General features: G+C 42.1%; 21 protein-coding genes. 5 read left to right on the plus strand and 16 right to left on the minus strand.

What is annotated here, in order from left to right:
- Nucleotides 1–95 precede the first annotated feature (95 nt).
- Together G6047_RS10015 and G6047_RS10020 are read right to left on the minus strand one after the other, a co-directional pair.
- Nucleotides 96–791, minus strand: a complete 696-nt coding sequence (locus tag G6047_RS10015) for an ABC transporter ATP-binding protein (RefSeq protein WP_169527469.1) — start codon at nucleotides 789–791, stop codon at nucleotides 96–98.
- A gap of 11 nt (nucleotides 792–802) precedes the next feature.
- The gene (locus G6047_RS10020; protein ID WP_169527470.1) at nucleotides 803–2275 is read right to left on the minus strand and encodes a DUF5687 family protein; all 1473 of its coding nucleotides are present in this window, start codon (nucleotides 2273–2275) and stop codon (nucleotides 803–805) included.
- Between the two features lie 134 nt (nucleotides 2276–2409).
- Between G6047_RS10020 and G6047_RS10025 the strand changes: the two genes are divergently transcribed.
- A complete protein-coding gene (locus G6047_RS10025; protein WP_169527471.1) occupies nucleotides 2410–3462 on the plus strand; it encodes a ferredoxin--NADP reductase in 1053 nt (350 codons plus the stop codon).
- A gap of 59 nt (nucleotides 3463–3521) precedes the next feature.
- On the opposite strand, the gene G6047_RS10030 is transcribed toward G6047_RS10025, so the two are convergent.
- Both G6047_RS10030 and G6047_RS10035 read right to left on the minus strand, forming a co-directional pair.
- A complete protein-coding gene (locus G6047_RS10030) occupies nucleotides 3522–4559 on the minus strand; it encodes a glycosyltransferase family 9 protein (RefSeq protein WP_317168283.1) in 1038 nt (345 codons plus the stop codon).
- A 3-nt stretch (nucleotides 4560–4562) separates the two neighbouring features.
- Nucleotides 4563–5168: a DUF4254 domain-containing protein gene (locus G6047_RS10035; protein ID WP_169527472.1), complete on the minus strand. Its 606-nt coding sequence runs from the start codon at nucleotides 5166–5168 to the stop codon at nucleotides 4563–4565.
- A 53-nt stretch (nucleotides 5169–5221) separates the two neighbouring features.
- Here G6047_RS10035 and upp point away from each other — a divergent pair, with 53 nt between their 5' ends.
- Nucleotides 5222–5875, plus strand: a complete 654-nt coding sequence (gene upp / locus G6047_RS10040; RefSeq protein WP_169527473.1) for a uracil phosphoribosyltransferase — start codon at nucleotides 5222–5224, stop codon at nucleotides 5873–5875.
- Here upp and G6047_RS10045 read toward each other — a convergent pair.
- Nucleotides 5870–6796: a hypothetical protein gene (locus tag G6047_RS10045; protein WP_169527474.1), complete on the minus strand. Its 927-nt coding sequence runs from the start codon at nucleotides 6794–6796 to the stop codon at nucleotides 5870–5872. The two genes, upp and G6047_RS10045, sit on opposite strands and share 6 nt — an antisense overlap.
- Before the next feature lie 49 nt (nucleotides 6797–6845).
- Here G6047_RS10045 and G6047_RS10050 point away from each other — a divergent pair, with 49 nt between their 5' ends.
- Entirely contained in the window at nucleotides 6846–7070 is a 225-nt protein-coding gene (locus tag G6047_RS10050; protein WP_169527475.1) for a DUF6341 family protein, read from the plus strand.
- A gap of 10 nt (nucleotides 7071–7080) precedes the next feature.
- On the opposite strand, the gene purD is transcribed toward G6047_RS10050, so the two are convergent.
- Nucleotides 7081–8352, minus strand: coding sequence for a phosphoribosylamine--glycine ligase (purD, locus tag G6047_RS10055; protein WP_169527476.1), 1272 nt, complete (start codon nucleotides 8350–8352; stop codon nucleotides 7081–7083).
- 123 nt (nucleotides 8353–8475) lie between these two features.
- On the opposite strand from purD, the gene G6047_RS10060 reads away from it, so the two are divergent.
- Together G6047_RS10060 and G6047_RS10065 are read left to right on the plus strand one after the other, a co-directional pair.
- Complete coding sequence (locus G6047_RS10060) at nucleotides 8476–8757, plus strand: hypothetical protein (RefSeq protein ID WP_169527477.1); 282 nt, start codon at nucleotides 8476–8478, stop codon at nucleotides 8755–8757.
- Nucleotides 8758–8763: 6 nt separating this feature from the next.
- Complete coding sequence (locus G6047_RS10065) at nucleotides 8764–10077, plus strand: phenylacetate--CoA ligase family protein (protein WP_169527478.1); 1314 nt, start codon at nucleotides 8764–8766, stop codon at nucleotides 10075–10077.
- 2 nt (nucleotides 10078–10079) lie between these two features.
- On the opposite strand, the gene G6047_RS10070 is transcribed toward G6047_RS10065, so the two are convergent.
- The 10 genes from G6047_RS10070 to G6047_RS10115 all read right to left on the minus strand — a co-directional run bounded on the left by G6047_RS10070 (nucleotide 10080) and on the right by G6047_RS10115 (nucleotide 20971).
- Complete coding sequence (locus G6047_RS10070) at nucleotides 10080–10847, minus strand: glycosyltransferase family 2 protein (protein WP_169527479.1); 768 nt, start codon at nucleotides 10845–10847, stop codon at nucleotides 10080–10082.
- On the minus strand, nucleotides 10847–12214 hold the full coding sequence (locus G6047_RS10075; protein ID WP_169527480.1) for an undecaprenyl-phosphate glucose phosphotransferase: 1368 nt from the start codon (nucleotides 12212–12214) through the stop codon (nucleotides 10847–10849). Before G6047_RS10075 ends, G6047_RS10070 begins: the two co-directional genes overlap by 1 nt.
- A 1-nt stretch (nucleotide 12215) precedes the next feature.
- Nucleotides 12216–13199: a UDP-glucuronic acid decarboxylase family protein gene (locus G6047_RS10080; RefSeq protein WP_169527481.1), complete on the minus strand. Its 984-nt coding sequence runs from the start codon at nucleotides 13197–13199 to the stop codon at nucleotides 12216–12218.
- A complete protein-coding gene (locus G6047_RS10085) occupies nucleotides 13196–14233 on the minus strand; it encodes an O-antigen ligase family protein (protein WP_169527482.1) in 1038 nt (345 codons plus the stop codon). Before G6047_RS10085 ends, G6047_RS10080 begins: the two co-directional genes overlap by 4 nt.
- Before the next feature lie 226 nt (nucleotides 14234–14459).
- Nucleotides 14460–15566 carry a DUF1972 domain-containing protein gene (locus G6047_RS10090; RefSeq protein ID WP_169527483.1) on the minus strand — a complete coding sequence of 369 codons (1107 nt, stop codon included), beginning with the start codon at nucleotides 15564–15566 and terminating at the stop codon, nucleotides 14460–14462.
- Between the two features lie 51 nt (nucleotides 15567–15617).
- On the minus strand, nucleotides 15618–16739 hold the full coding sequence (locus tag G6047_RS10095) for a glycosyltransferase family 4 protein (RefSeq protein ID WP_169527484.1): 1122 nt from the start codon (nucleotides 16737–16739) through the stop codon (nucleotides 15618–15620).
- Nucleotides 16726–17811, minus strand: coding sequence for an O-antigen ligase family protein (locus G6047_RS10100; protein ID WP_169527485.1), 1086 nt, complete (start codon nucleotides 17809–17811; stop codon nucleotides 16726–16728). The genes G6047_RS10095 and G6047_RS10100 overlap by 14 nt, the downstream gene beginning before the upstream one ends.
- A gap of 194 nt (nucleotides 17812–18005) precedes the next feature.
- On the minus strand, nucleotides 18006–18839 hold the full coding sequence (locus tag G6047_RS10105) for a glycosyltransferase family 2 protein (protein ID WP_169527486.1): 834 nt from the start codon (nucleotides 18837–18839) through the stop codon (nucleotides 18006–18008).
- A gap of 24 nt (nucleotides 18840–18863) precedes the next feature.
- Nucleotides 18864–20147, minus strand: a complete 1284-nt coding sequence (locus tag G6047_RS10110; protein WP_169527487.1) for a flippase — start codon at nucleotides 20145–20147, stop codon at nucleotides 18864–18866.
- On the minus strand, nucleotides 20147–20971 hold the full coding sequence (locus G6047_RS10115; RefSeq protein WP_169527488.1) for a hypothetical protein: 825 nt from the start codon (nucleotides 20969–20971) through the stop codon (nucleotides 20147–20149). The genes G6047_RS10110 and G6047_RS10115 overlap by 1 nt, the downstream gene beginning before the upstream one ends.
- Between the last annotated feature and the right edge of the window lie 43 nt (nucleotides 20972–21014).

Here is a 21014-nt window from a genome sequence, read left to right on the forward strand (position 1 = left end):
CGTTTTTCTCTAAAACTGCTTTAACGCAATTTTAGTATACTTCAGGGGTAAAAATACGAGTCTTTGGATAATATCGGTTATACGAAACCAATTATTTAAACTGCAAAGAAAGCTTCGAGTTCGTGAAGTGTTTCGGCCGATGTCCTGATATCTTTTACCACCTCACCTTTCTGCAATGCCACAATCCTGTCGCAGACTTCTACCGTATGGACCAAATCGTGACTCGAAATAAGTAAGGTTACATTCGGGTCTTCTGAAAGTTCTTTGATGATTTTTTTGAGGCGGTTTACCGTTGTCGGATCGAGATTGGCAAACGGCTCGTCAAGAATGATGACTTCCGGATTACCGATCAAAGCAGCGATGATTCCTACTTTTTTCATGTTCCCTTTGGAAAGATCGCGCAGGTATTTACGTGTTCCGAGGATTTCATTGTTGAAGAATTCCGAATATTTTGCCACCAAAGCATCCACATCGGCTTTGTTCCTGTTGCGGATTTCCCCAATGAAGTAGAAATATTCTTCGGCCGTAAGGTATCCGATAAGGAACGATTCATCAATAAATGCCGCGGTGAACTTTTTCCATTCCTCACTGGTATTTACCTCGACATTTTTATTGATGATGTGGCCGGACGTCGGCTCTATCAAATCAAGCAACAAACTGAAAAAAGTAGTTTTTCCGGCTCCGTTGTTTCCAACCAACCCGAGACTTTCTCCTTTTGAAATGTCAAGATTATGAATGTTGAGTACTTTGACTCCTGAATATGATTTGCTTAAATCGCGAACTTGTATCATGTGATTCTACTTTATGCCTTTTCTTTATAGGCTTCTATGGTTTTGTATTTTTCTGTCCGATAGACCTTTTCGATAACGTTGAACATCTTGTCGCGGAACAAGAATCCGGCGATTCCGGCCAGCGCCAACAATAATAAACCGAGTTCGGAACCGTAAGCAAAATAACCTATGGTATATAAAAGTACCGGTACGAGAAGTTTTGGTAACGATATGAGAAGCGTTTTGAAATTGAATGCCTGTTTGTCACCAAAAGCGCGTTTGCTTGAAGTCAGGTCGATTGGCGTTTTGACATAAGCCCCTGCCCATAATACCAGATAGGAATTGACACCTATATTATATATGGCACCAAATACAATCAGCAAATAAATCTTCCATCCAAAAATAATGTAGAAAGACGCAATGACCGTAGAAATACACGTAGCGATGACCATCAGCCACCATTTTGAAGCCAGGTATTGTTTATAGGAAATATTCTGGCTCATCATCAATTGATAATAGGCACTATCCCAACTCGGGACGAACTGCCCAAACGTAAACAAGAATCCGCCCGATACGAAAATTCCGGCAAAAACCTGGAAACCCGGACTTGAATAGACTTCGATGCTTCCGGTGTAAAATAGCAGTCCGTAGAAAATAAAGGCGACACTCATGAACAACGTAGTGCGTGAACGTTTGTTCCGGCGCAGCAACCTGATATCGTTTTTGAGAAATGTTCCCATGGATCCGAACTGGTTGAGCCAGGTAAGATTCTCGGTAGTGGCAAGATCGGTTTTGGAAGCCAGGCCCGTATCGAGGTGCAATCGTTTCCTGAAATAATTGAACGACGCATAATACAACAGTCCGAAAAACAGGCACGGAACCAGGAACATGAAATAGGTATCAGACAGGCTGTTGAAAAAATGTTGCGTGTACAATGTGGCATCGAACCAACCGTAATAATGTGATACAGCCGTTAGACCAACGATTGCAAGTACCGGATAGAAAACACTGTCTTTACTATTGATAAGGACATTGATGAAATTATTGCTGAAAACCAACGCAAAAACCGCAACATGCCATAAAAGCACATTGACAACCGGCACATCGCTTTTGAGGAGAAGGACAACGGTAAACGGAACAAAAATAAACGCCTGATATAAATTGAAGAACGAAAACACACACTTGCTCAATGCATAATGAACGATGATTTTCTTTGGAATCGGGATCGGAAGCATCGGCTTGATGTTGAGCACTGGCATCTTCTGAAGGAAATACCGAACCGTCAAGTCAAAAAACAGGAAATAGAGCAAATACCGGTTCACCGTTTCAAGCGGCTCTAATTTTGCTTCTTCAAGCCCAAAATATAAGGCGACTCCAAGAAATAAGAAACAAACCGAAAAATAAACGGCTGCCAGTCCCATTAAGATTTTTAAGACGAGATTGGCGGCAAAAGCCTTGGATCTTACGAATGATTTCCATTCAAGACCGGCGAAAAGTCTGAACATTTGATTTGGTTTTGGTTCGATAGGGCTATCAAAAACCCATTTTGTTACACAAAATTACGTAACTTATTTTCCATTTGTGTGGCAAAATTCGACCAAAGCAATTAGGTTTTGTAATTTTGCGAAAATTTTAAAGCATGTCTTCGTTTTATAAACTGACCATATCAGATGTACGCCGTGAAACCCCCGAAGCCATTTCGGTAGCTTTTCGCGTGCCCGACCAACTCCGCGATTATTACCGGTTCACCGCGGGCCAATACATCAACCTCAAACTCACCCTTGACGGTCAGGAACTCAGACGTGCCTATTCCATTTGTTCCGCACCGAATTCAGATGAACTCCGCATCGCGATAAAATCTGTAAAGTCCGGCTTGTTCTCCGTATTCGCCAATTCCCAATTGCGCATTGGCGATACTATTGAAGTAGGTTTGCCCGAAGGAAATTTCACCTTCGAACCAAAACCAGGAAAACGAAAAAACTACGCCGCTTTTGCAGCCGGTAGCGGAATAACGCCGGTCATGGCCATTTTGCAGAGCGTGCTCGAAGGCGAACCGGACAGTAGTTTTGTGTTGATCTACGGAAACAAATCGCCACACGAAACCATTTTCCACGACAAGCTTCACGAACTCGAGCAGAAATTCACCGGCCGATTGTTCATCCATTTTGTATACAGCCAGGCTAAGGTGGAAAACCAATTGTTCGGTCGTATAGAAAGATCAACCGTCAATTTCATCCTCAACAATCGATACAAGGAACTCGAATTCGATTCGTTCTGGTTGTGCGGGCCGGAAGATATGATCAATACGGTAAGCGGCGTTTTGAAAGAGCACAACGTTCGCGAAAAAGACATCCGGTTTGAATTGTTCGTAGCGCCAAAGGCAGAAAAGCCGCTCGATATCGTCCTCAGCGGACATACCAAAATAACCGTTTTAGTAGACGATGAAGAAACGACATTCGAGATGTCACGCAAGCAAACCGTGCTTGATGCCGCGCTTAAACAAGGTATCGACGCGCCGTATTCGTGCCAGGGCGGAATTTGCAGCAGTTGTTTGGGACGTGTGATAAAAGGCTCGGCAGAGATGGCAAAGAATGCAATCCTGACCGATGGTGAAATCAAGCAGGGATTGATTTTAACGTGCCAGGCGCATCCGACGAGCGATGAGATTTATGTAGATTACGACGACGTTTAGTCAATTGATATTATATTCGCCGACAACCTCAACTGCCAAAACTTTTGAGGTTGTTTTTTTTATAAAAGTGACGCTACTTTTTTGACGATACTTTCTACGGAAATACTCCGCATCGCATCTTCATAACCTGCCACAACCTTGTTCCCATAAACGGAAGTCGGTAATAACGGATACGTTTCCCTATCTGCAGTCAATGCATTTTCAATAGGTTGCCTATACGGATTGAAACCCGTGAACGGATGTGTCGCGCCCCAGATTGTCACAACCGGAACACCGAACATCGCAGCCAAATGCGCGTTTCCGGAATCCATGCTCAACATCACCTCTAGCCGTGAAATCAATTCGAGTTCTTTGGCCAGGCCGAGTTTTCCCGAAAGATTGATGACGTTGTTTTTACCTGAAGCAAATGCGTCGAGTTGCTTTGTTTCTGGATCGCCTGCGCCAAAAAGAAAGACTTTGTTGTTTGGGTCAGATGAAAGTTTGTCGATTACTTCTGCCATCGAATCCATCGGATAGACTTTTCCCGAATGTTGGGCAAAAGGAGCAATCCCAATCCAGTTTCCGGTTTTTGTACCTACGATTGAAACCGTTTCGGCAGACAATTCCGGTTTTTGCGAAAAATGAGGTCCCGATAAATCAATGGGGAAACCTAGGCCGCTAAATACATCTGCATATCTCTCGAAAGTACTTTTAAGTTGTTTGAAGATTTTATCCGTTGCACGTGTGAGTGCCTTTTTTTCCTCTCGCCCTTTATCAATAAAAGCGACGGGAAAACCGGAAAGCGAAAACAACGTCCGGACAACTTTGGATCGCAACACATTATGCAAGTCCGCAATGCCATTGACACCGCGTTTTTTGATGTCGCCGTACAATCTGAAAAGGCCAAAAGTTCCTTTGTGCCGTTGCTTCAAATCGACGGCAAAAAAATCCACGTTTGGGATATCTGCAAAAAAAGGTTTGAAAAAACCTCTTGAAACGACCGTGACTTTAAGCATCGGGTGCTGCTTTACCAGAGCCCGTAAAACAGGAACCGTCATCGCGACATCGCCCATTGCGGACAGTCGGATGACGGCTATATGATTGGGAATTTTGCCCAAGTTTTATTTTTTATGCTGATACAACACCGGGTTCAGTTCCTCGTCATTGTACATTTTCATCTGCTTGTATACCTTCATGAATTTGTCGCCTTTTTCAATGTCGGATAACAAATCATCTATTGCGACAGAAAGATCGGTGCGTTGTTCGAGCAGTATATTGAGTTTCGCCTGGCATTTGTCGCGATGGTCCTGAGTCGCTTCCGGACGCGTTGCTTCTTCCTGCATATGATAAATTTTCAGGGCCAGGATAGATAGTCTGTCAAACGCCCATGCCGGACTTTCGCTATTGATCTTGGCCGTTTCCTTTACGTGGACATTGGCATATTTCTGAAGGAAATAACTGTCGATGTATTCCACCATATCGGTGCGTTCCTGATTCGAAGCATCAATGCGGCGCTTTAATGTCAATGCGGCAACCGGGTCGATATTCGGGTCGCGGATGATATCTTCAAAATGCCATTGGACCGTGTCGATCCAGTTCTTATGGTACAACAAATGTTCGAATTGATCTTTTGCGAAAGGATTTTCTATAGGTTGATCTACGTTGTCGAATTTGTGGTAATCCTGAATACTCTGTTCAAATACGGAATAGGCCAGTTTTGCAAACATATGGTATAATTTGAGGCAAAGATACTTACTTTTATCGGGAGAAAATCGCATCTATGAAAGTACATCATCTATCCGGAAATCCCAGTCTGCTGAATCAATTCCTTGCCGAACTGCGCGACGTTTCCATCCAGAAAGACAGCATGCGATTCCGAAGAAACCTGGAACGGATTGGGGAAATCATGGCATATGAAATAAGTAAATCATTGTCATTTGAAGAAAAATCAATGATGACACCGTTAGCCGAAAAGAAGTCGCAATTATTATCGAATCAACCTGTAATCTGTTCGATACTCCGTGCGGGAATGCCGTTGCATCAGGGTTTTCTCAATTATTTTGACGGTGCCGAAAACGGATTTATATCGGCTTACCGGAATCATTACAATAACGATGATGATTTTGAAATCGTTTCAGAATATACCGCCGTTCCATCCATCCAAAACAAAACGTTGCTTCTCGTAGATCCGATGCTTGCCACAGGACAATCGTTGGTCGCCATCTTCAGGGCACTCACTTTGGAACGGATTCCGTCGGAAGTGCATATTGCCTGCGTTATAGCTGCGCCCGAAGGTATCGCCCATCTGGAACAATACCTGCCTGAAAACTGTCACTTGTGGGTTGCCGCCATAGACGAAAAACTCAACGAACACCATTACATCGTTCCGGGACTGGGTGACGCGGGTGATTTAGCTTACGGCAATAAATTATAACTGGATAAAAAAAGCGACGACGGCCAATAAGGCAATTCCCGTTACAAGTGCTTCGCGTTTCCAGATTTCCTCGATGTTTTCGGCCAGCGTCGATGCCATGATGGCCAAAGGCGCGAACGTGTAAATAAGCATATCGTTGCTTTTTGAAGGCGATATGATGTAGATGATAATCGCGATGACAAAGGCGGAAATCACTTTTTTGTAAGACGATTGCAGAATAAGCGGCCGATTTGACAATCCGAGCAACGTACCTCCGAAAATCAAGACCACCACCGGAGCGAACATCGAAATGGCAATATTCTGATTTGGATCTGTGAAATAATCAATGCGAAGGAAAAGTTTCATTCCATTGATGACGTGGTCGATTCGGGCCGGATCGAGCCACAAGGAAAACATCAGGAAAACGGTAATCGCGGCAAAAGCGGCTATGAACGGAATGATCCAAACCCTGTAATCGCGCGATACGTGAAAGAAAATCGAGATAAAGACCAACGCCAAAAACAAGATGCTCCAAAAATGGAATATGGCCGCCACGAATATCCAAAGCGAGGCATCGAAGATTTTTTCGCGTGGTGCTTTTAACGAATGAAGTGATATTAGCCTGCGTAACGACAGCAATACAAAGAAGTTCGACAACAACAGATTCGTATTCGACAATACCGACGGAAAGAACAGCAAAAACAAAAAGTAGAACAGTATCGTAAACGAATTATCGCGGCTGAGTCCATTCTTCTTGACGATGAAATTGAGGATGAACAGTGACGCAAACTGCAAACCGAGCAGCGAAATCTTGTGGATAATCCCGATGATTCCTGGCGTATCCGTATCGGCCAAAACATAGATTCCATAGAAAACCACGACCGACACGATAAGCAAGGTGTAATTAAATGGTGTCGATTTTCTGAAAAGGCTTGCAATCATGCCCGAAATTTATACTTTTGTGGGACGTAAAATTAATACTTGTTCCAAAATGAGAGCCTTTTTCGAAGCAATCCAGTCATTATTCGTTGACTTTTTATTCAAGCCTCTTGACGGCCTGCGCGCGTTGGAGCTTAAAACCTGGTTCGGTGCAAACACCATCAACTGGATTTTTATGTTCATCTGCGCCTATTTCATGATTTACTGGATCAAGCAAATCAAGATTACCAAAGAAAACGACGGGCAGGATACTACAGCCCATTCGTTCCTGAAATAATAACGGTCTTTTACAGATCGAAGCCGATATCGCGGCGATAATACATCGTATCAAAATGTAGCTTGTCTATGTTCTGATACGATTTTTTTACGGCCTCATTGAAATCTTCTCCATACGATGTTACCGCAAGCACACGCCCGCCATTGCTGAGAACCTTGCCGTTGTCGAGTTTGGTTCCGGCATGGAATACAATCGAATTCGAGACATTTTCAAAACCTGTAATCTCTTTGCCTTTTTCATACTCTTCCGGATAACCGCCGGAAACGACCATGACCGTAGTCGCCGATCTCGGGTCGATTTCCAACTGGAATTCATCGAGCTCCTGATTCGCTACAGCTTCGAACAATTCCACCAGATCTGACTTCAGGCGCGGAATGACGACTTCGGTTTCCGGATCGCCCATACGAACATTGTATTCGATCACAAACGGATCGTTGCCTACCTTGATGAGTCCAATGAACACGAATCCTTTGTATTCTATATTGTCTTTCTGCAAACCTGCAACCGTCGGCTTCACAATACGTTCTTCAATCTTGTACAGGAAATCACCGCTCGCAAACGGAACAGGGGAAACAGCGCCCATGCCGCCGGTGTTGAGTCCGGTATCGGCTTCCCCAATGCGTTTGTAATCTTTGGCCATAGGAAGCACTTTGTAATTTTTTCCATCGGTCAACACAAAACAACTGAGTTCGATTCCGTCCAAAAATTCCTCAATCACGACTTTTGAGCTTGCCGCCCCGAATTTGGCATCAACAAGCATATTGCGCAATTCATCTTTGGCTTCCTGTAAGTCTTTCAGGATCAACACGCCTTTTCCGGCGGCAAGGCCATCGGCTTTGAGAACATACGGCGGCTGGAGCGTCTCGAGAAAAGCATATCCGTCTTCTACCGTTTCCGCATTGAAACTCGCATAAGCTGCGGTTGGGATGTTGTGGCGCATCAAAAATTCCTTGGCGAACTCCTTGCTCCCTTCTAACGTCGCACCGAGTTTTGACGGGCCGATTACCGGAATTCCATTGAGTTTATCGTCGTTTTTGAAAAAGTCATAAATGCCGGCAACCAAAGGATCTTCCGGGCCTACGACAACCATATCGACTTTATTGTTGAGGACAAAATCTTTGATGGATCCAAAGTCCGTTACCGAAATGTCAACATTATTTGCAATTTGTGCAGTTCCGGCATTTCCGGGTGCTACGAAAAGCGTTTGACATTTTGGGCTTTGGGTCATTTTCCAGGCCAGCGCATGTTCGCGTCCGCCTGAACCTAATAGAAGTATGGTCATTGTGGCTGTGTTGATGCGGCAAAAATACTTCGTTTGGATGATTTACGGTCAATCGGTCAAATAAAAAGTCGAACAAACTGGTTTACGTACTTCGGTTTTTTAAATTTGGATAAAATTTCAACGATGGATCACAGGCTGAAAACTTTTGCATTCAAATCACTTTCACCGCTTCCGGCTCAGGGCGGCGTGAAACTATGCCATTTGTTGCAGAATTTTTCTGAAAATAAAGAGACTTCGACAGAAAGTGTTGATTATAATCTGGCAGAAAATAGGATTTATCCGGTATTGCCCGATTCACAAATTGTATTTTTGCATTTTATTTCTGAGCCCGTGACAAAACCCGATTACAAGAGTTTCACCGAACAAGAGCCGTCAGTCGGAAGCATCAATCAACGTAATTCTTAAAGCCTGATGCTAAAAATCTTTGACTTAAGTTTGAAACTGAACGGTTTTCCATTGGAAAAAGCCCGAAGGCTGCTGCTGGAAATATTGTTGGTGCCGGAAGCGCAATATGAGTCTTTCATTGAACAAAAAAAGAAAGAAATAGTTGCGTTCCATTTGGAGCACAATTCCTTTTACCGCGACCTGGCCAAAGACTTCGATGGAAACTGGGAAAGCCTGCCAATAATGCGAAAGATCGATTTTCAGCGTCCGCTGGTGGAACGGCTTTCTGATGGCTATACTCCAAAATCGGTATATCAGAATAAAACTTCGGGTTCAAGCGGCGATCCAATGGTTTTTGCACGTGATAAGATGGCGCATGCGCTAACCTGGGCCAATATCTCAAGGCGATTCGGCTGGTATGGGATAGATTTCAATCATTCATGGCAAGCCCGCTTTTACGGAATGACACTGGATTTCATCGACAATAAAAAGCTTCGGTTGAAAGACTATCTGAGCAAACGCTATCGGTTCAGCATTTTTGATTTATCAGATGATGCACTTGAAAAAGTCGTGGATAAATTCCGCTCCAAAAAATTCAGTTACATAAATGGCTACACCAGCCCAATCGTGCTATTGGCGAAATATCTGAAAAAGAAAAACCTCATCTTAAAGGATATTTGCCCTTCCTTAAAAGTGTGCATCGTAACCTCTGAAATGCTTTTTGAAGACGATCATAAATTGCTTGAGGATCAATTCGGGGTTCCGGTAATCAATGAATATGGTGCTTCTGAACTGGAAGTGATTGCATTTGAGAATACTGACAATGAATGGATTGTAAACTCTGAAACGGTTTATGTAGAAATCCTGGATGAAAACAACAAACCGGTTCCATACGGACAAGAAGGCCGGATTGTAGTGACGAGTTTGTTTAACAAGGCGCATCCGTTCATTCGATATGAGGTAGGTGATTTTGGAATTCTTGACGAAAAAAGCACGGCCAAAAAACCGTTGCTCAAAAAATTGACCGGGCGTACCAACGATTTCGCCATTTTGCCAAGTGGGAAAAAACCGGCCGGGATGACGTTTTATTCCATCACGAAAAAGCTTTTTGACGACGATGGAAACGTGAAGGAATTTGTTATCAGACAAACTCAAAAAGATATTTTCGAAATAAATTATACCAGCGAACGCGTGTTGACCGAAACCGAAATGAAACACATCGAAAAGGTCATGGGCGATTATCTCGAACCGGGATTGCAGTATATTTTTAACCGAAAGGATGTTTTGGAACGCAGTTCTTCCGGAAAATTAAAGCAATTCGTGTCGCTTGTAAGAGACTGATTTTAACGTGCTTTTTTGCTGAATCGGGGCTTGACAAGCAATTGGGTGAAAAGGAAGCCGCACATAGCCAATACAGAAACTACCGAATTGAGTTTGTGGAAATCTTTGTAAACCACATAATTGCTTTTGAGTAGTTTCCATTTTGAAGCCGAAATTGAATCTTTTCGCACGCGGTAAAAAGCAAGGCTTTCCGGAACAGGTTTAGCCTTTTTCAATTGTCTCAGGATCGTAAGCCACAGAATCCAGTCCTGGCGTTTCCGGATTGACGAGATACCGATTTTACCAAAATAAGCCACGCTGTACATTCCAGTAAGGTTGCCCACGAAATTGCAAAAGAAAAGCTGTCGGTAACTTAAGTTGCGTGGTGCTTCGATGCATTTGTGTAGTGATTTTCCGTCTTCATCGATACAATCGTAAAACGAAAACGTGAACGGTTGCGAATTTTGGCGCATGAAATCAAGTTGCTTCCGGAGTTTTTCCGGTTTCCATAAATCATCTGAATCCACAAAAGCAATGTAATCGCCTTTGGCTAAGGAAACGGCCCTATTCCTGGCGATTCCGGCTCCGGAATTGACATCGAGTTTATGGAGTTTTATGCGTGAATCTGAAAGGAAAGGCGTGATGGCTTCAATGGTATCATCTGTAGAACAATCATCTACCAAAAGCAATTCCCAGTTGGTATGGGTTTGGTTTTGTACGGATAAAATGGTTTCCGAAACAAATTTGCCGGAGTTGAACGTTGGCGTTATTATAGAAACAAGAGCTTCCATTAATACGCCTTTTCTTCTCCTTTGAAAATATTTATGACCGTTTGAAGGATGATTTTAAGATCTAAAAGAAACGACCAGTTTTCTATGTAAAATACGTCGAACTTGATACGGTTGATCATGTCGTCATCTGTCTCGATTTCACCTCGATATCCGCGAACCTGTGCTAAACCTGTGATGCCTGGCTTTACGTAATGACGCACCATATATTTCTTGACCTTCTGTCCGTAGGATTTATTTTGCGACCACAAGTGCGGACGCGGCCCGACAACAGACATATCCCCAACTAAAACATTGATGAATTGCGGCAGTTCATCCATGCTTGTCTTTCTCATGAAACGACCGATACGGGTCACGCGCGGATCATTTTTGGAAGCTTCCCTTTCTGTGGTCTCGTTCATTTTCATTGATCGGAACTTATAACAGAAAAATTCGGTTTCATTGATTCCGGGACGGCCTTGCTTGAAAAACACCGGGCCTTTGGATTCCAGTTTTATAAGGATTGCAAGAACCGGCACGAGCCATATAAGTACCGTGAAAATAATGAAAAGGGCAAAGAGGATATCAAAGACGCGCTTGAAACCTTTGACGGCCGGTTCGTGCAGTTGGGTGCGTTGGAGCGAAAGTACCGGGAACAGTTCGAGGTAATCTACCTTGAGGCTTTTTGAAAATATTTCCTTGGTATCAGGGATGAACTTTATGGACTTGTGGGTGGAATCGGCAAACTCTACAAGATCCTTTAACTGATCGTTCGATATCTCATTTAGCGAACAGTAGATTTCATCGATTCCGTTATCTATTGAAAATTGCTTTAGCGTATCCAAACGTCCTTTTATGTTTTCGTTCGACTTCTTGTCTGAAAAATAACCCATGAAACGGTATCCGTAATCGATTCGCTTGTCAAAAAGTTCGCGAAGGCGGATGGCTTCCGGGGTATAGCCGATGATTACCGCATTCCTTAAGTTACTTCCGGTAATAATCCGGTATTTCTTGAGGTAGTAGAACAAAAGAAACTTGAAAATGGTAATGACCGTCATTACCGAAACAATATAAATGGCTAAAGCCCTACCACTGAACATGGCCGTTTTTGCAAAAGGGAAAAAAGCGATGAGCAACAACAGATACAACAAGCCTTGGCGAACGAGTTTCGAGAAAATCTCAACCGGCGTGGTAAATCGATAAACGGCATAAAATTTAACGATAAACGAAAGACCTATCCAGACTATATTGATGTATAACAAGAAATAGTATCTGTCCAGGTTTAGCCAATCGGGGATAAAGAAAGCACCAAAATTTATGGCACACAGATCAAGAAAGATGCTGATTGGCCTGATGAATTTGGAATATCTTCCCCGTTGTCCTGCGGTCATTCTACTTAATGTAATCGGTGAAGTCTTTGTGCTCTTCTTTACTCAGTTCTTCAGGTGAAAGTGACCGGAAATAATCATAGGTGACTTTCATTCCTTCTTCACGCGAAACCTTTGGCTCCCAACCTAAAATGGTACGGGCTTTTGTAATGTCGGGCTGACGCTGCATAGGGTCATTTACAGGTAGCGGATGATACACTACTTTTTGCGCAGTTCCTGTAAGTTTTATGATTTCTTCGGCAAAATCCCGAATGGTTATTTCATTCGGGTTGCCTATGTTGACCGGATACACATAATCTGAATGAAGTAGTCTGAAAATTCCCTCTACCTGATCATCCACATAACAAAAGGAGCGTGTTTGCGAACCGTCACCAAAAATGGTAAGGTCTTCACCACGTAATGCCTGACCTATGAAAGCCGGAATTACACGGCCGTCATTTAGTCGCATTCTTGGGCCATAAGTATTGAAAATTCGTACGATACGGGTTTCTACACCATGAAACGTATGATACGCCATAGTAATCGATTCCTGGAAACGCTTCGCTTCATCATATACGCCGCGTGGCCCTATTGTATTGACATTTCCGTAATATTCTTCGGTTTGCGGATGCACGAGTGGATCGCCATAGACTTCAGAAGTGGAAGCAATCAGGATGCGTGCTTTTTTAACTCTGGCCAAACCTAACAGATTATGGGTTCCCAAAGATCCTACCTTGAGGGTTTGGATCGGGATTTTGAGATAATCTATCGGACTCGCGGGTGAAGCGAAATGCAGTATGTAATCCAAATCTCCCGGAACATGGACAAACTTTGAAATATCGTGGTGATAGAACTCGAAATGCGGATGGCTGAAAAGGTGTTCTATATTTTTGAGGTCGCCGGTAATCAGGTTATCCATCCCGATGACATAATATCCTTCGGCTATAAACCGGTCACACAAATGCGAGCCAAGAAAGCCCGCGGCGCCGGTAATCAAAATTCTTTTCATAGACTTTTGTTTTTCTTCGGCAGTGGCTTAGTTGCTACTACCGAATTGAACAGGCAATACATGGCAGTAAAAAAGGTAACCCCTCTTTGACGCCATAAAAACGATTCTGTCAAAAATAAACTTATCATCAGAACTGTGAAAGAAATGTGAACAAAATCTTTGTTTTTGGCACCTTTTTTAAGAGACAGGATTAACATAGCTAACAACAACAATAAACCAAAAATCCCTAAATCGGCGAAGTTCTGGACATATTGATTGTGGAAATTAAACTCACCATATCCGGAATACAAATGATGTTCAACTGCTTTTTGGGCAATCTTATCATAAGAGGCGTTGAGGCCATATCCATTCCAGAAAATAGCATCCTGCGAAAGCATCTCGGTAAAAATCCGAACCTGATAAACCCTGAAAGCTGTCCCGGGGAAATAATCATTTGGCGTAAATTGTTCTGTATTCCAGGCTTCACTAATGCTTTTATTGAACACATGGCCTTGGCTTGATGGCTTAGTATTGAGCGTATTTTCATTTGTTACCGTGAGGAATTCTTCTGAAAAACGTTGGATTATCTTACCCGAAAGCAGTATTCCGCCAAAGAGAATGACAGTTCCAAGAATAAGTGCGGCTTTTCTGTTCCAGATTTGTCTTGCCGAAAACAAATGCCAAATCACCAAGATTGCAGTGACTGTCAGCATGATTTTGGACGAGAGCAAAACAATCATTCCGCCAAGTAACGCCGCACAAAAAATCCTGGTGTGATTGATTCCTGGTGCCGATAAAAACCAGCAGAGCGCCAATGCAAAATATACCGAAACGTGAATGGCATTGACTTCGAGCGTTACCAGTTCGTGATAGAAAAACACCGATGAATCATGTGAAATGGCAAATCTCGCCACAGCCCGTATCAGATAGGACACGGCATAAACAATCATGGCGTAACTAAAGTACCTTAGGATTTTTGTTGTCTGCTCTTTAGGGAATACGGGTAATAGCATAAAGCAAACAGGAACTACGATCAGCATCAATTCCTTGGACAAAGCTCGCGCGGATCTGTGACTATCAATAGACCAAAACAACGAAATGACCATTAGCAGGTACAACAAGATGGGTAGCATTAAATACCCATCAAACCGAAATAATCGATTACGCCAAAACGACCAAAGACTTACGGCTCCAAGAATGCCAAGTGAGATACTATTGAACTGATACGGCAGCGGAATACAGCACAACAAGAGCAAAACAGCCGCAAAAGCTGGATTATTCCTACTTTCCCGACTGATGTCGAGCCATACAGTCTTCAAATAATTGTAGATATTCCCCATTGATCTTTTCCCAGTTGAAATCGCGTTTTATAGCCTCGAAGTTGTTTTTGACGAGTTGCAAGTTATCACTTTTTTTAGTCGTCAACAGCAAGGTTGCAACCTCGGCGGGATTTGAAAAATAATAGGCATTATCGCCCAGGATTCCGCGGTTGAAATCGTTGTTATGGGCGCAGATAAGGGCTTGTGATGACATCGCTTCAAGCAAGGACGGATTGGTTCCGCCAACCGAATGTCCGTGGAAATACAATGTGGAATAATAACGCAGGCTGTCGAGTTCCGCCAGGTTATAAATTCCACCTGTAAAACGAATGTGTTTGTATTGCCCGAACTTTCCTTTGAGATAAGCACCGTATTTTGTTTCGTGCTTGCCGATGACAAGAATCGGGGTTTCATCACCACTTTTGACTACACCTTCAAGCACCATATCCAGATTGTTCTCTGGCTCAAAACGCGCCATGATCATGTTGTAATTCTCAGGTTGCAGCTCGTATTTGTCCAATACCGAAATATCGGGATTGTCGAACGGATGCGCCCCATAAGCTATGTAAGTGGAATCTTTACCGTAGCGTTTTTTAAGGGATTTCTGGATTCCGAGCGAATCGGCTACGAGATAATCACTGCTGATTGCGGCCAATCTTTCGGCGAATTTAAGGAACTGACGCACCGGAGCCGAATATTTGCTTCGTTTCCACTCAAGTCCATCCATGTTGGTTATGGAAATCGGTTTTTTGGGAAGAAGGAAAAACCAAATGGAATTACTCGTGTAACCGAGTTGCAGGATGATGTCGAAATTCCTTTTGCGCGAGTCACGGATGCAGTTAAAATCATAGATGAACTGGCCAAACGTTCCCAGTTTGTGTTCCGGATCATTCTGGTGGATGATGCGTACGCCGTGAAACGTTTTTTCCTGATACGCATGATTATGTGAATTGTAAACGTAGACCTCGTGGCCTTTTTCTACCAGATAGACTGAGAAAAATTCTGCAAATTGCTCAAAACCGCCGTAGTAGTTTGGGATTCCGCGTGTTCCGATAATTGCAATTTTCATGGCCTTTTTCTATGGCCGCAAAAGTAGGCAGTTTTTAGTTAAGTGAAAAGACTAATTTGAAGCGGCTGAAGCTTTTTGGTCTTCGTCAATGGCCTTCAGGAATACCCGGGCCGAATTTTTCCAGCTGTATTGGCTGAATACTTCGTGGCTTTTATGTTCGGCTTCAGGCCAATTGTGCAGGCAATCGTTTATTTTTTGAATCAGTTCCGGTATGTTATACGGATCGAACAGGCCCTGATCTATAAACGTAAATTCAGACATGGCCGTAGTGTTGGAACAAACGGTAGGAATCCGGGCAGCTACTGATTCAAGAGGCGGAATACCGAAACCTTCTGCAATGGATGGATAAGCCGCTATAGTGGCTCCGCGTACAATCTGGACCAAATCTTTGAATCCGATATTGGATAAGACTTTTACTTTCACCTTGATTTCGTCCGGTAAAGACGCGTAATGCTCATCGTACTTCTTATTTGGTATGGCTTCATTTCCAACCAACACCAATTCGTGGTTTTTATAAAAGTTACCTTCTACAAAAGCCCGGAGCAGTCCGTCGTGGTTTTTACGCGGCTCCCATCGGCTCACAAATACAAAATAATCGCTGATCCCGAATTTTTCCAGGTTTTCCTTCCGGACCCGTGTTTTGTCATAGCTTTCAAAAAATATGGGATCGACTGCATTGGGAGTTACAGCAACGTTGAATTGCCCAAAATGCTTTTCTATTCTTTGTCTGGAATAATTGGAAACGGTAAGGACTATATTGGAATGTTTGATACTCCAATTGAAAAGAAAACGGTTCTTTATTTTATACAGAGATGGGAAATACTGTGGGAAATCAAGAAACAGTACGTCGTGAATAGTGACAATGTACTTACAGGCTTTAACCGGCGGAACCACATATTGAAAATGGGCATAATCTATTTTATGGTTCCTGATCAGATTGGGAATGTCTATCAATAACCTGACGAACTTATTCTTTGATTTGTATTTCAGAAAGGTCACATTGTCGTGCGGCCCAAAAATAGATTCCAGGTGTTGCACGTTTTGTGCGGCTAAAAAAAAATGTTTGGTCTTATCGTGTATAAGCTCGGTACAAAGTCCTTTCAGATAGGAAGTCGTACCCTGGAAGTTTCCATCGAACACATGGCAATCTATAAGAATATTAGTTTTTTTCATCTATACGATTCGGATGTGACATGGCTTTTTCAGCAAAAAACAACAATGCACCAAGTATGAAGATTATAATATCCCTTCCGTTATAAATACCTGTGATAGTTAAGGTTGTAAATAAATAGATCGTCCCTATTGCCGATATGAAAAGAAATAAAAATGTATTCTGATTGTTCTTTTTGTAAACGAACACATAGATCCTGAACAAAAAAATAAGATAAACCACTAATCCGATAAGGCCTGTTTTATATAATACATACGGATAGCCGTTGTGAAGTTCCGAAATGAATTTTAAGCCTTCTTTTTCTCCGGTGAGCGGCGCTTTGAATTTCAAATTCACCAAAGACCCATGCCCGTTGCCAAAAACATAACTGCTTGGATTTTTATCCATCAACGCAATGGCTCTTTTGGCTTCATATCCGCGCCAGTGATCCCATAAATCTTTGTGGTTTTCCCTGTCGATTTTTGTCTTGAACAATTCCGAAGGCGCATTTTTGACCTTGTAGAGAAACGCTTCCAATCCGGGTTTGTTCCTTTCCAGTTTTATTGAAAACAAATAGGCATAGAACAAAACGATAAGCCCAATGAATGCCGCTATGACCTTTATGGATTTTTTGGTTATGAGCGTGAATCCGTAAATGGTCAACAGCAGAATGATGGCAACCACAATCATGGTCCTTGAAAAGTAAAGGATGGACGAAAGTAAAAGGACGATGAACACGATGCGTTCCGTTGCCTTGTTTTTAAACAGTTTTGCATCCTGAAATTTAGAATGGTAGAGCAAAAAGAAAAGCGCGAAAACTTCCAGGAAGTTATCTTTTCCGAACTCTCTCACATCATTGATAGATCCGGATGAAAGGCTTCCGGTGCCCACTAAAATCAAGAAATGAAGCAGGGCAGAAATAAATCCGCAGATCACAATGGTCCGGATAAAGGTTCCCAGATTACCGATTTTTCGAAAGAACAGATAACCTATGACTATTCCAAGGATCGGCTTTAAAAAGTGAAAAATATCCTTACTGATATTGAACCAATTATACTGGTTTATGAGTGTGCCCAGAAAACCCAGTACAAACAAAAACAGAACAGGCGAGATAAGTTTTAGGAAGGAAACGGATAAAATGGGCCTGTCGTAAAAAAAAAACAATCCCAAAACCCCGATCTGCAAAAAAATGTTGGCCTTAAACGAGGAAAGGTATAGCTGCGAAAGAATTACGATTATAAATAACGTTGTGTAAAATTTTGTTTTGCTCACTATCATTTACTATCGCATTAAAACATCCCAAGAAACAATTGATTTAATCCTGTTCGCAGTTTCACATTTTTGACAAAGCTATTGAATTGCAAAGCCACCGAAACCAAAAGTTTTGAAACACCTTTAAAATGTTTTGAAATATAAATTTTATAGCCTTTGACCAGCAGCGGGTTTTTAGAGGTGTTGAATCCCACAAAGTGGATATAATTGTAATTGGGAAGAAAGATTCTCTTTAGCCCAAGGTTGGAAATCCTTTTGCAAAAATCCACATCTTCAACATACAAAAAGTAGTCTTCGTCAAATCCGTTGATCTTTTGGTAGGTTTCTTTTCGCAGAAGTAAGAAGGAACCACTGAGCCAGTCCACTTCATAACTCGGTTCTGAAAAAATTCCTTTGGTAAATTCGGTGTTCACGGCCAGTAATTTTTTCATCAGAAACATATTCCTGTAATTGGGGAAAACGCCGGCAACAGGTAAATATTTTCTTTGGGCATTAAGCATATTGATGCCAACTACACCTATCGATGCATCGTTTTTCAAAAAATCCAATACCGGTTTTAAATCATCAAGGACTATGGTATCGTTGTTTATCAGGAGAATAGTGTCAGATTTAGCCTGTTTGACCGCCTCATTGTTTCCTTTGCCAAAGCCGAGATTGACTTTTGATTCGATAAGCACTACGTCAGGATAATTATCTTTTAAAAACGCACAACTTTCATCTTGTGAATTATTATCGATCAAGATAATTTCATTCGGAATTCCATATAATTTCCGAATCAAAGAATCCAAACAATCTTTTAAGTAAGGTAACCCGTTATAATTGACAATTATTACTGAAAGTTCAGTTTGCATAACCAATACTTATGAATTCCAAATTTAGATAAAAGTATAGAAACCCAGATTCTTCTTTATTTTATAAACAAAAATCACGTTTACGATTACATTGGTAATCAGGCTGGACAAAGCCGCTCCTTGTATTCCGTATGCTGAAATCAGGAATAAATTCAAGACCACGTTCAATACAAAGCCAATGAAGAAAATGTTCTTGACCAGATTTTGCTGATTCGTCATATTCAAAATCTGGTCAACGTTTCCGGTCATGGCATTAAACAAGGCACCAGCGGTTATGAAAATGAGGCAGGTACTTCCGGCGACAAAATCTTCCCCGTAAATTGACAGTATTTCTTTACTGAATATCATAATGAACAAAGCCAGCGGAAGCGTAAGCACAATGACGATCTGCGTAGCCCGATTGATCACTTTTTTCATTTCCGGAATATTGTCCTGATGGAAAAGCTCCGAAATTTTTGGCATCACCACTACATTCATCGAGGCAATAAAGAAAAGCGCCAGATAACCTATTTTAAAAGCTGCGTTGTAAATCCCTATGTTTTCCTCTGTTTCCATTCGGCCCAGCATGAGAATATCGGTCCAGTTGAGCAGCAACAGAAACATACTGCCAACCATCATTGGAATCGATTTCCTTAGAATGTCTTTGTACGATAAATCAGGTAGAGAAAATTCCCTGCTTTGATAAAATGCCATAAAAAAGCCAACGAGTACGGTTATGGCTATTCCTAAAGTATAATCCAGAAACGTGAAATAACCGGGTAAATCAAAGCAATGGGTCAGTATTAAAAACAGGGTGAAAACAATGTTGGGTAAAACAAACAGCAATATTCCATAAGACAGATGCCTGCTGACCGAAATGAAATAATAACAAATGATTTCATGCAGGATCATGAACGGAACCGCAAAGGCAACGATCCGGAAATAAACTGCGAGAGATTCTTTTTCAAAAATCCCTTGCGCGATTAAATCGGCACCAAAAAAGGTGACCAGAACCGGGAAAACAGAAACGACCAACACAATTTTAGTCGCTTTTATAAGCAGCCCTTTCTTGAGTTCATCATTGGTGAAACTACCCGTGAATGCCAGGAAAACACTCGGAAGGCCCAAGGCAAAAAAAAGAAAGATGATTTGCAGGACGGTCAGCGCCAATGAAAATCTACCAAAGTCCGAACCGCCGTAATGGGTTGAAATATACCAGGTGGTAAAGAAAGTCAGGGCCATGGATATCATCCGGAACAAAAAGATCAATCCGCCTTTTTTCAGAATGAAGTTTATCAGGTCGATATCGTTGAGAATCTTTTTAAGCATCAAATCTCAATAAGCAATTGATTCACCAGTTGTTCCCAATTTACCAATGGTGACATCGTTTCAATGTGCATATGCGTGGACAGGCTTGGCATAGGCGATACACCCAATAATGTATTGATGAAAACAGATTTGCCAAACAGTGTTTTGCTCAGGTATCTGTCGTTGGCGCGGTGAGAAGCCTTGATCAATGTCTTTTTGTGCTTCTTCACCTCATGGACTTCAATCAAAAACGTGAAGGTCATGTCTGAAATTTGACGCCAATGTCCTTTTTGGGTGTGGAAAATAAAGTTTTTGGCTGCGTATTTCTGATGATATCTGTCCGGATAATCGCAAGGATGTATGACCAGATTTGGCTTTGTAAAGTATCTGTTCATAGAAAACAACGTCAATTCACGTTTCCGCAACAGCTGCTTGAACTGGATCCTGGCCGGAATAATACTGTCCTTAACCTGGATAAGGTTTACAATTTGTTCGAATGTTTCCGGTTTGTGCAAATAATCGTCTTCACAAAAGTAAACCCATTCCTGATCGTTGAATCGTTCGGCGATTTTAATGGTTTCCCTTATGGATGCATCGTTCCCAAAAACACCTTCAATCAATTCCACATCAAATTTCAGGAAGAATTCTTTCATTTCTGCCGAAAGATTGTCGCCCAAAACAGTAATCGAGTAATTGAATCCCTGAAGCGAATCGTGAAGGCTTTTGAAACAGACCTTGATCAGCGTTTTTTTATCAAGACCAAATGGCCTCGGAGCATTGTGGACTGCGTTTACGGCATCACAACTTCTATAAATGACATTGATTTTGGGCAAGCTTGCATTCATCTGCACAAAAATACCCTTTTTGTCAGTATAACCAGATTAACGT

The sequence above is a fragment of the Flavobacterium silvaticum genome (genome assembly GCF_012911565.1).
Taxonomy (GTDB): Bacteria; Bacteroidota; Bacteroidia; order Flavobacteriales; family Flavobacteriaceae; genus Flavobacterium; species Flavobacterium silvaticum.

Coding starts and splice junctions, on each gene's coding strand:
- G6047_RS10015 (WP_169527469.1), bottom strand. CDS start 791: ATGATACAAGTTCGCGATTTAAGCAAATCATATTCAGGAGTCAAAGTA.
- G6047_RS10020 (WP_169527470.1), bottom strand. CDS start 2,275: ATGTTCAGACTTTTCGCCGGTCTTGAATGGAAATCATTCGTAAGATCC.
- G6047_RS10025 (WP_169527471.1), top strand. CDS start 2,410: ATGTCTTCGTTTTATAAACTGACCATATCAGATGTACGCCGTGAAACC.
- G6047_RS10035 (WP_169527472.1), bottom strand. CDS start 5,168: ATGTTTGCAAAACTGGCCTATTCCGTATTTGAACAGAGTATTCAGGAT.
- upp (WP_169527473.1), top strand. CDS start 5,222: ATGAAAGTACATCATCTATCCGGAAATCCCAGTCTGCTGAATCAATTC.
- G6047_RS10045 (WP_169527474.1), bottom strand. CDS start 6,796: ATGATTGCAAGCCTTTTCAGAAAATCGACACCATTTAATTACACCTTG.
- G6047_RS10050 (WP_169527475.1), top strand. CDS start 6,846: ATGAGAGCCTTTTTCGAAGCAATCCAGTCATTATTCGTTGACTTTTTA.
- purD (WP_169527476.1), bottom strand. CDS start 8,352: ATGACCATACTTCTATTAGGTTCAGGCGGACGCGAACATGCGCTGGCC.
- G6047_RS10060 (WP_169527477.1), top strand. CDS start 8,476: ATGGATCACAGGCTGAAAACTTTTGCATTCAAATCACTTTCACCGCTT.
- G6047_RS10065 (WP_169527478.1), top strand. CDS start 8,764: ATGCTAAAAATCTTTGACTTAAGTTTGAAACTGAACGGTTTTCCATTG.
- G6047_RS10070 (WP_169527479.1), bottom strand. CDS start 10,847: ATGGAAGCTCTTGTTTCTATAATAACGCCAACGTTCAACTCCGGCAAA.
- G6047_RS10075 (WP_169527480.1), bottom strand. CDS start 12,214: ATGACCGCAGGACAACGGGGAAGATATTCCAAATTCATCAGGCCAATC.
- G6047_RS10080 (WP_169527481.1), bottom strand. CDS start 13,199: ATGAAAAGAATTTTGATTACCGGCGCCGCGGGCTTTCTTGGCTCGCAT.
- G6047_RS10090 (WP_169527483.1), bottom strand. CDS start 15,566: ATGAAAATTGCAATTATCGGAACACGCGGAATCCCAAACTACTACGGC.
- G6047_RS10095 (WP_169527484.1), bottom strand. CDS start 16,739: ATGAAAAAAACTAATATTCTTATAGATTGCCATGTGTTCGATGGAAAC.
- G6047_RS10105 (WP_169527486.1), bottom strand. CDS start 18,839: ATGCAAACTGAACTTTCAGTAATAATTGTCAATTATAACGGGTTACCT.
- G6047_RS10110 (WP_169527487.1), bottom strand. CDS start 20,147: ATGCTTAAAAAGATTCTCAACGATATCGACCTGATAAACTTCATTCTG.
- G6047_RS10115 (WP_169527488.1), bottom strand. CDS start 20,971: ATGAATGCAAGCTTGCCCAAAATCAATGTCATTTATAGAAGTTGTGAT.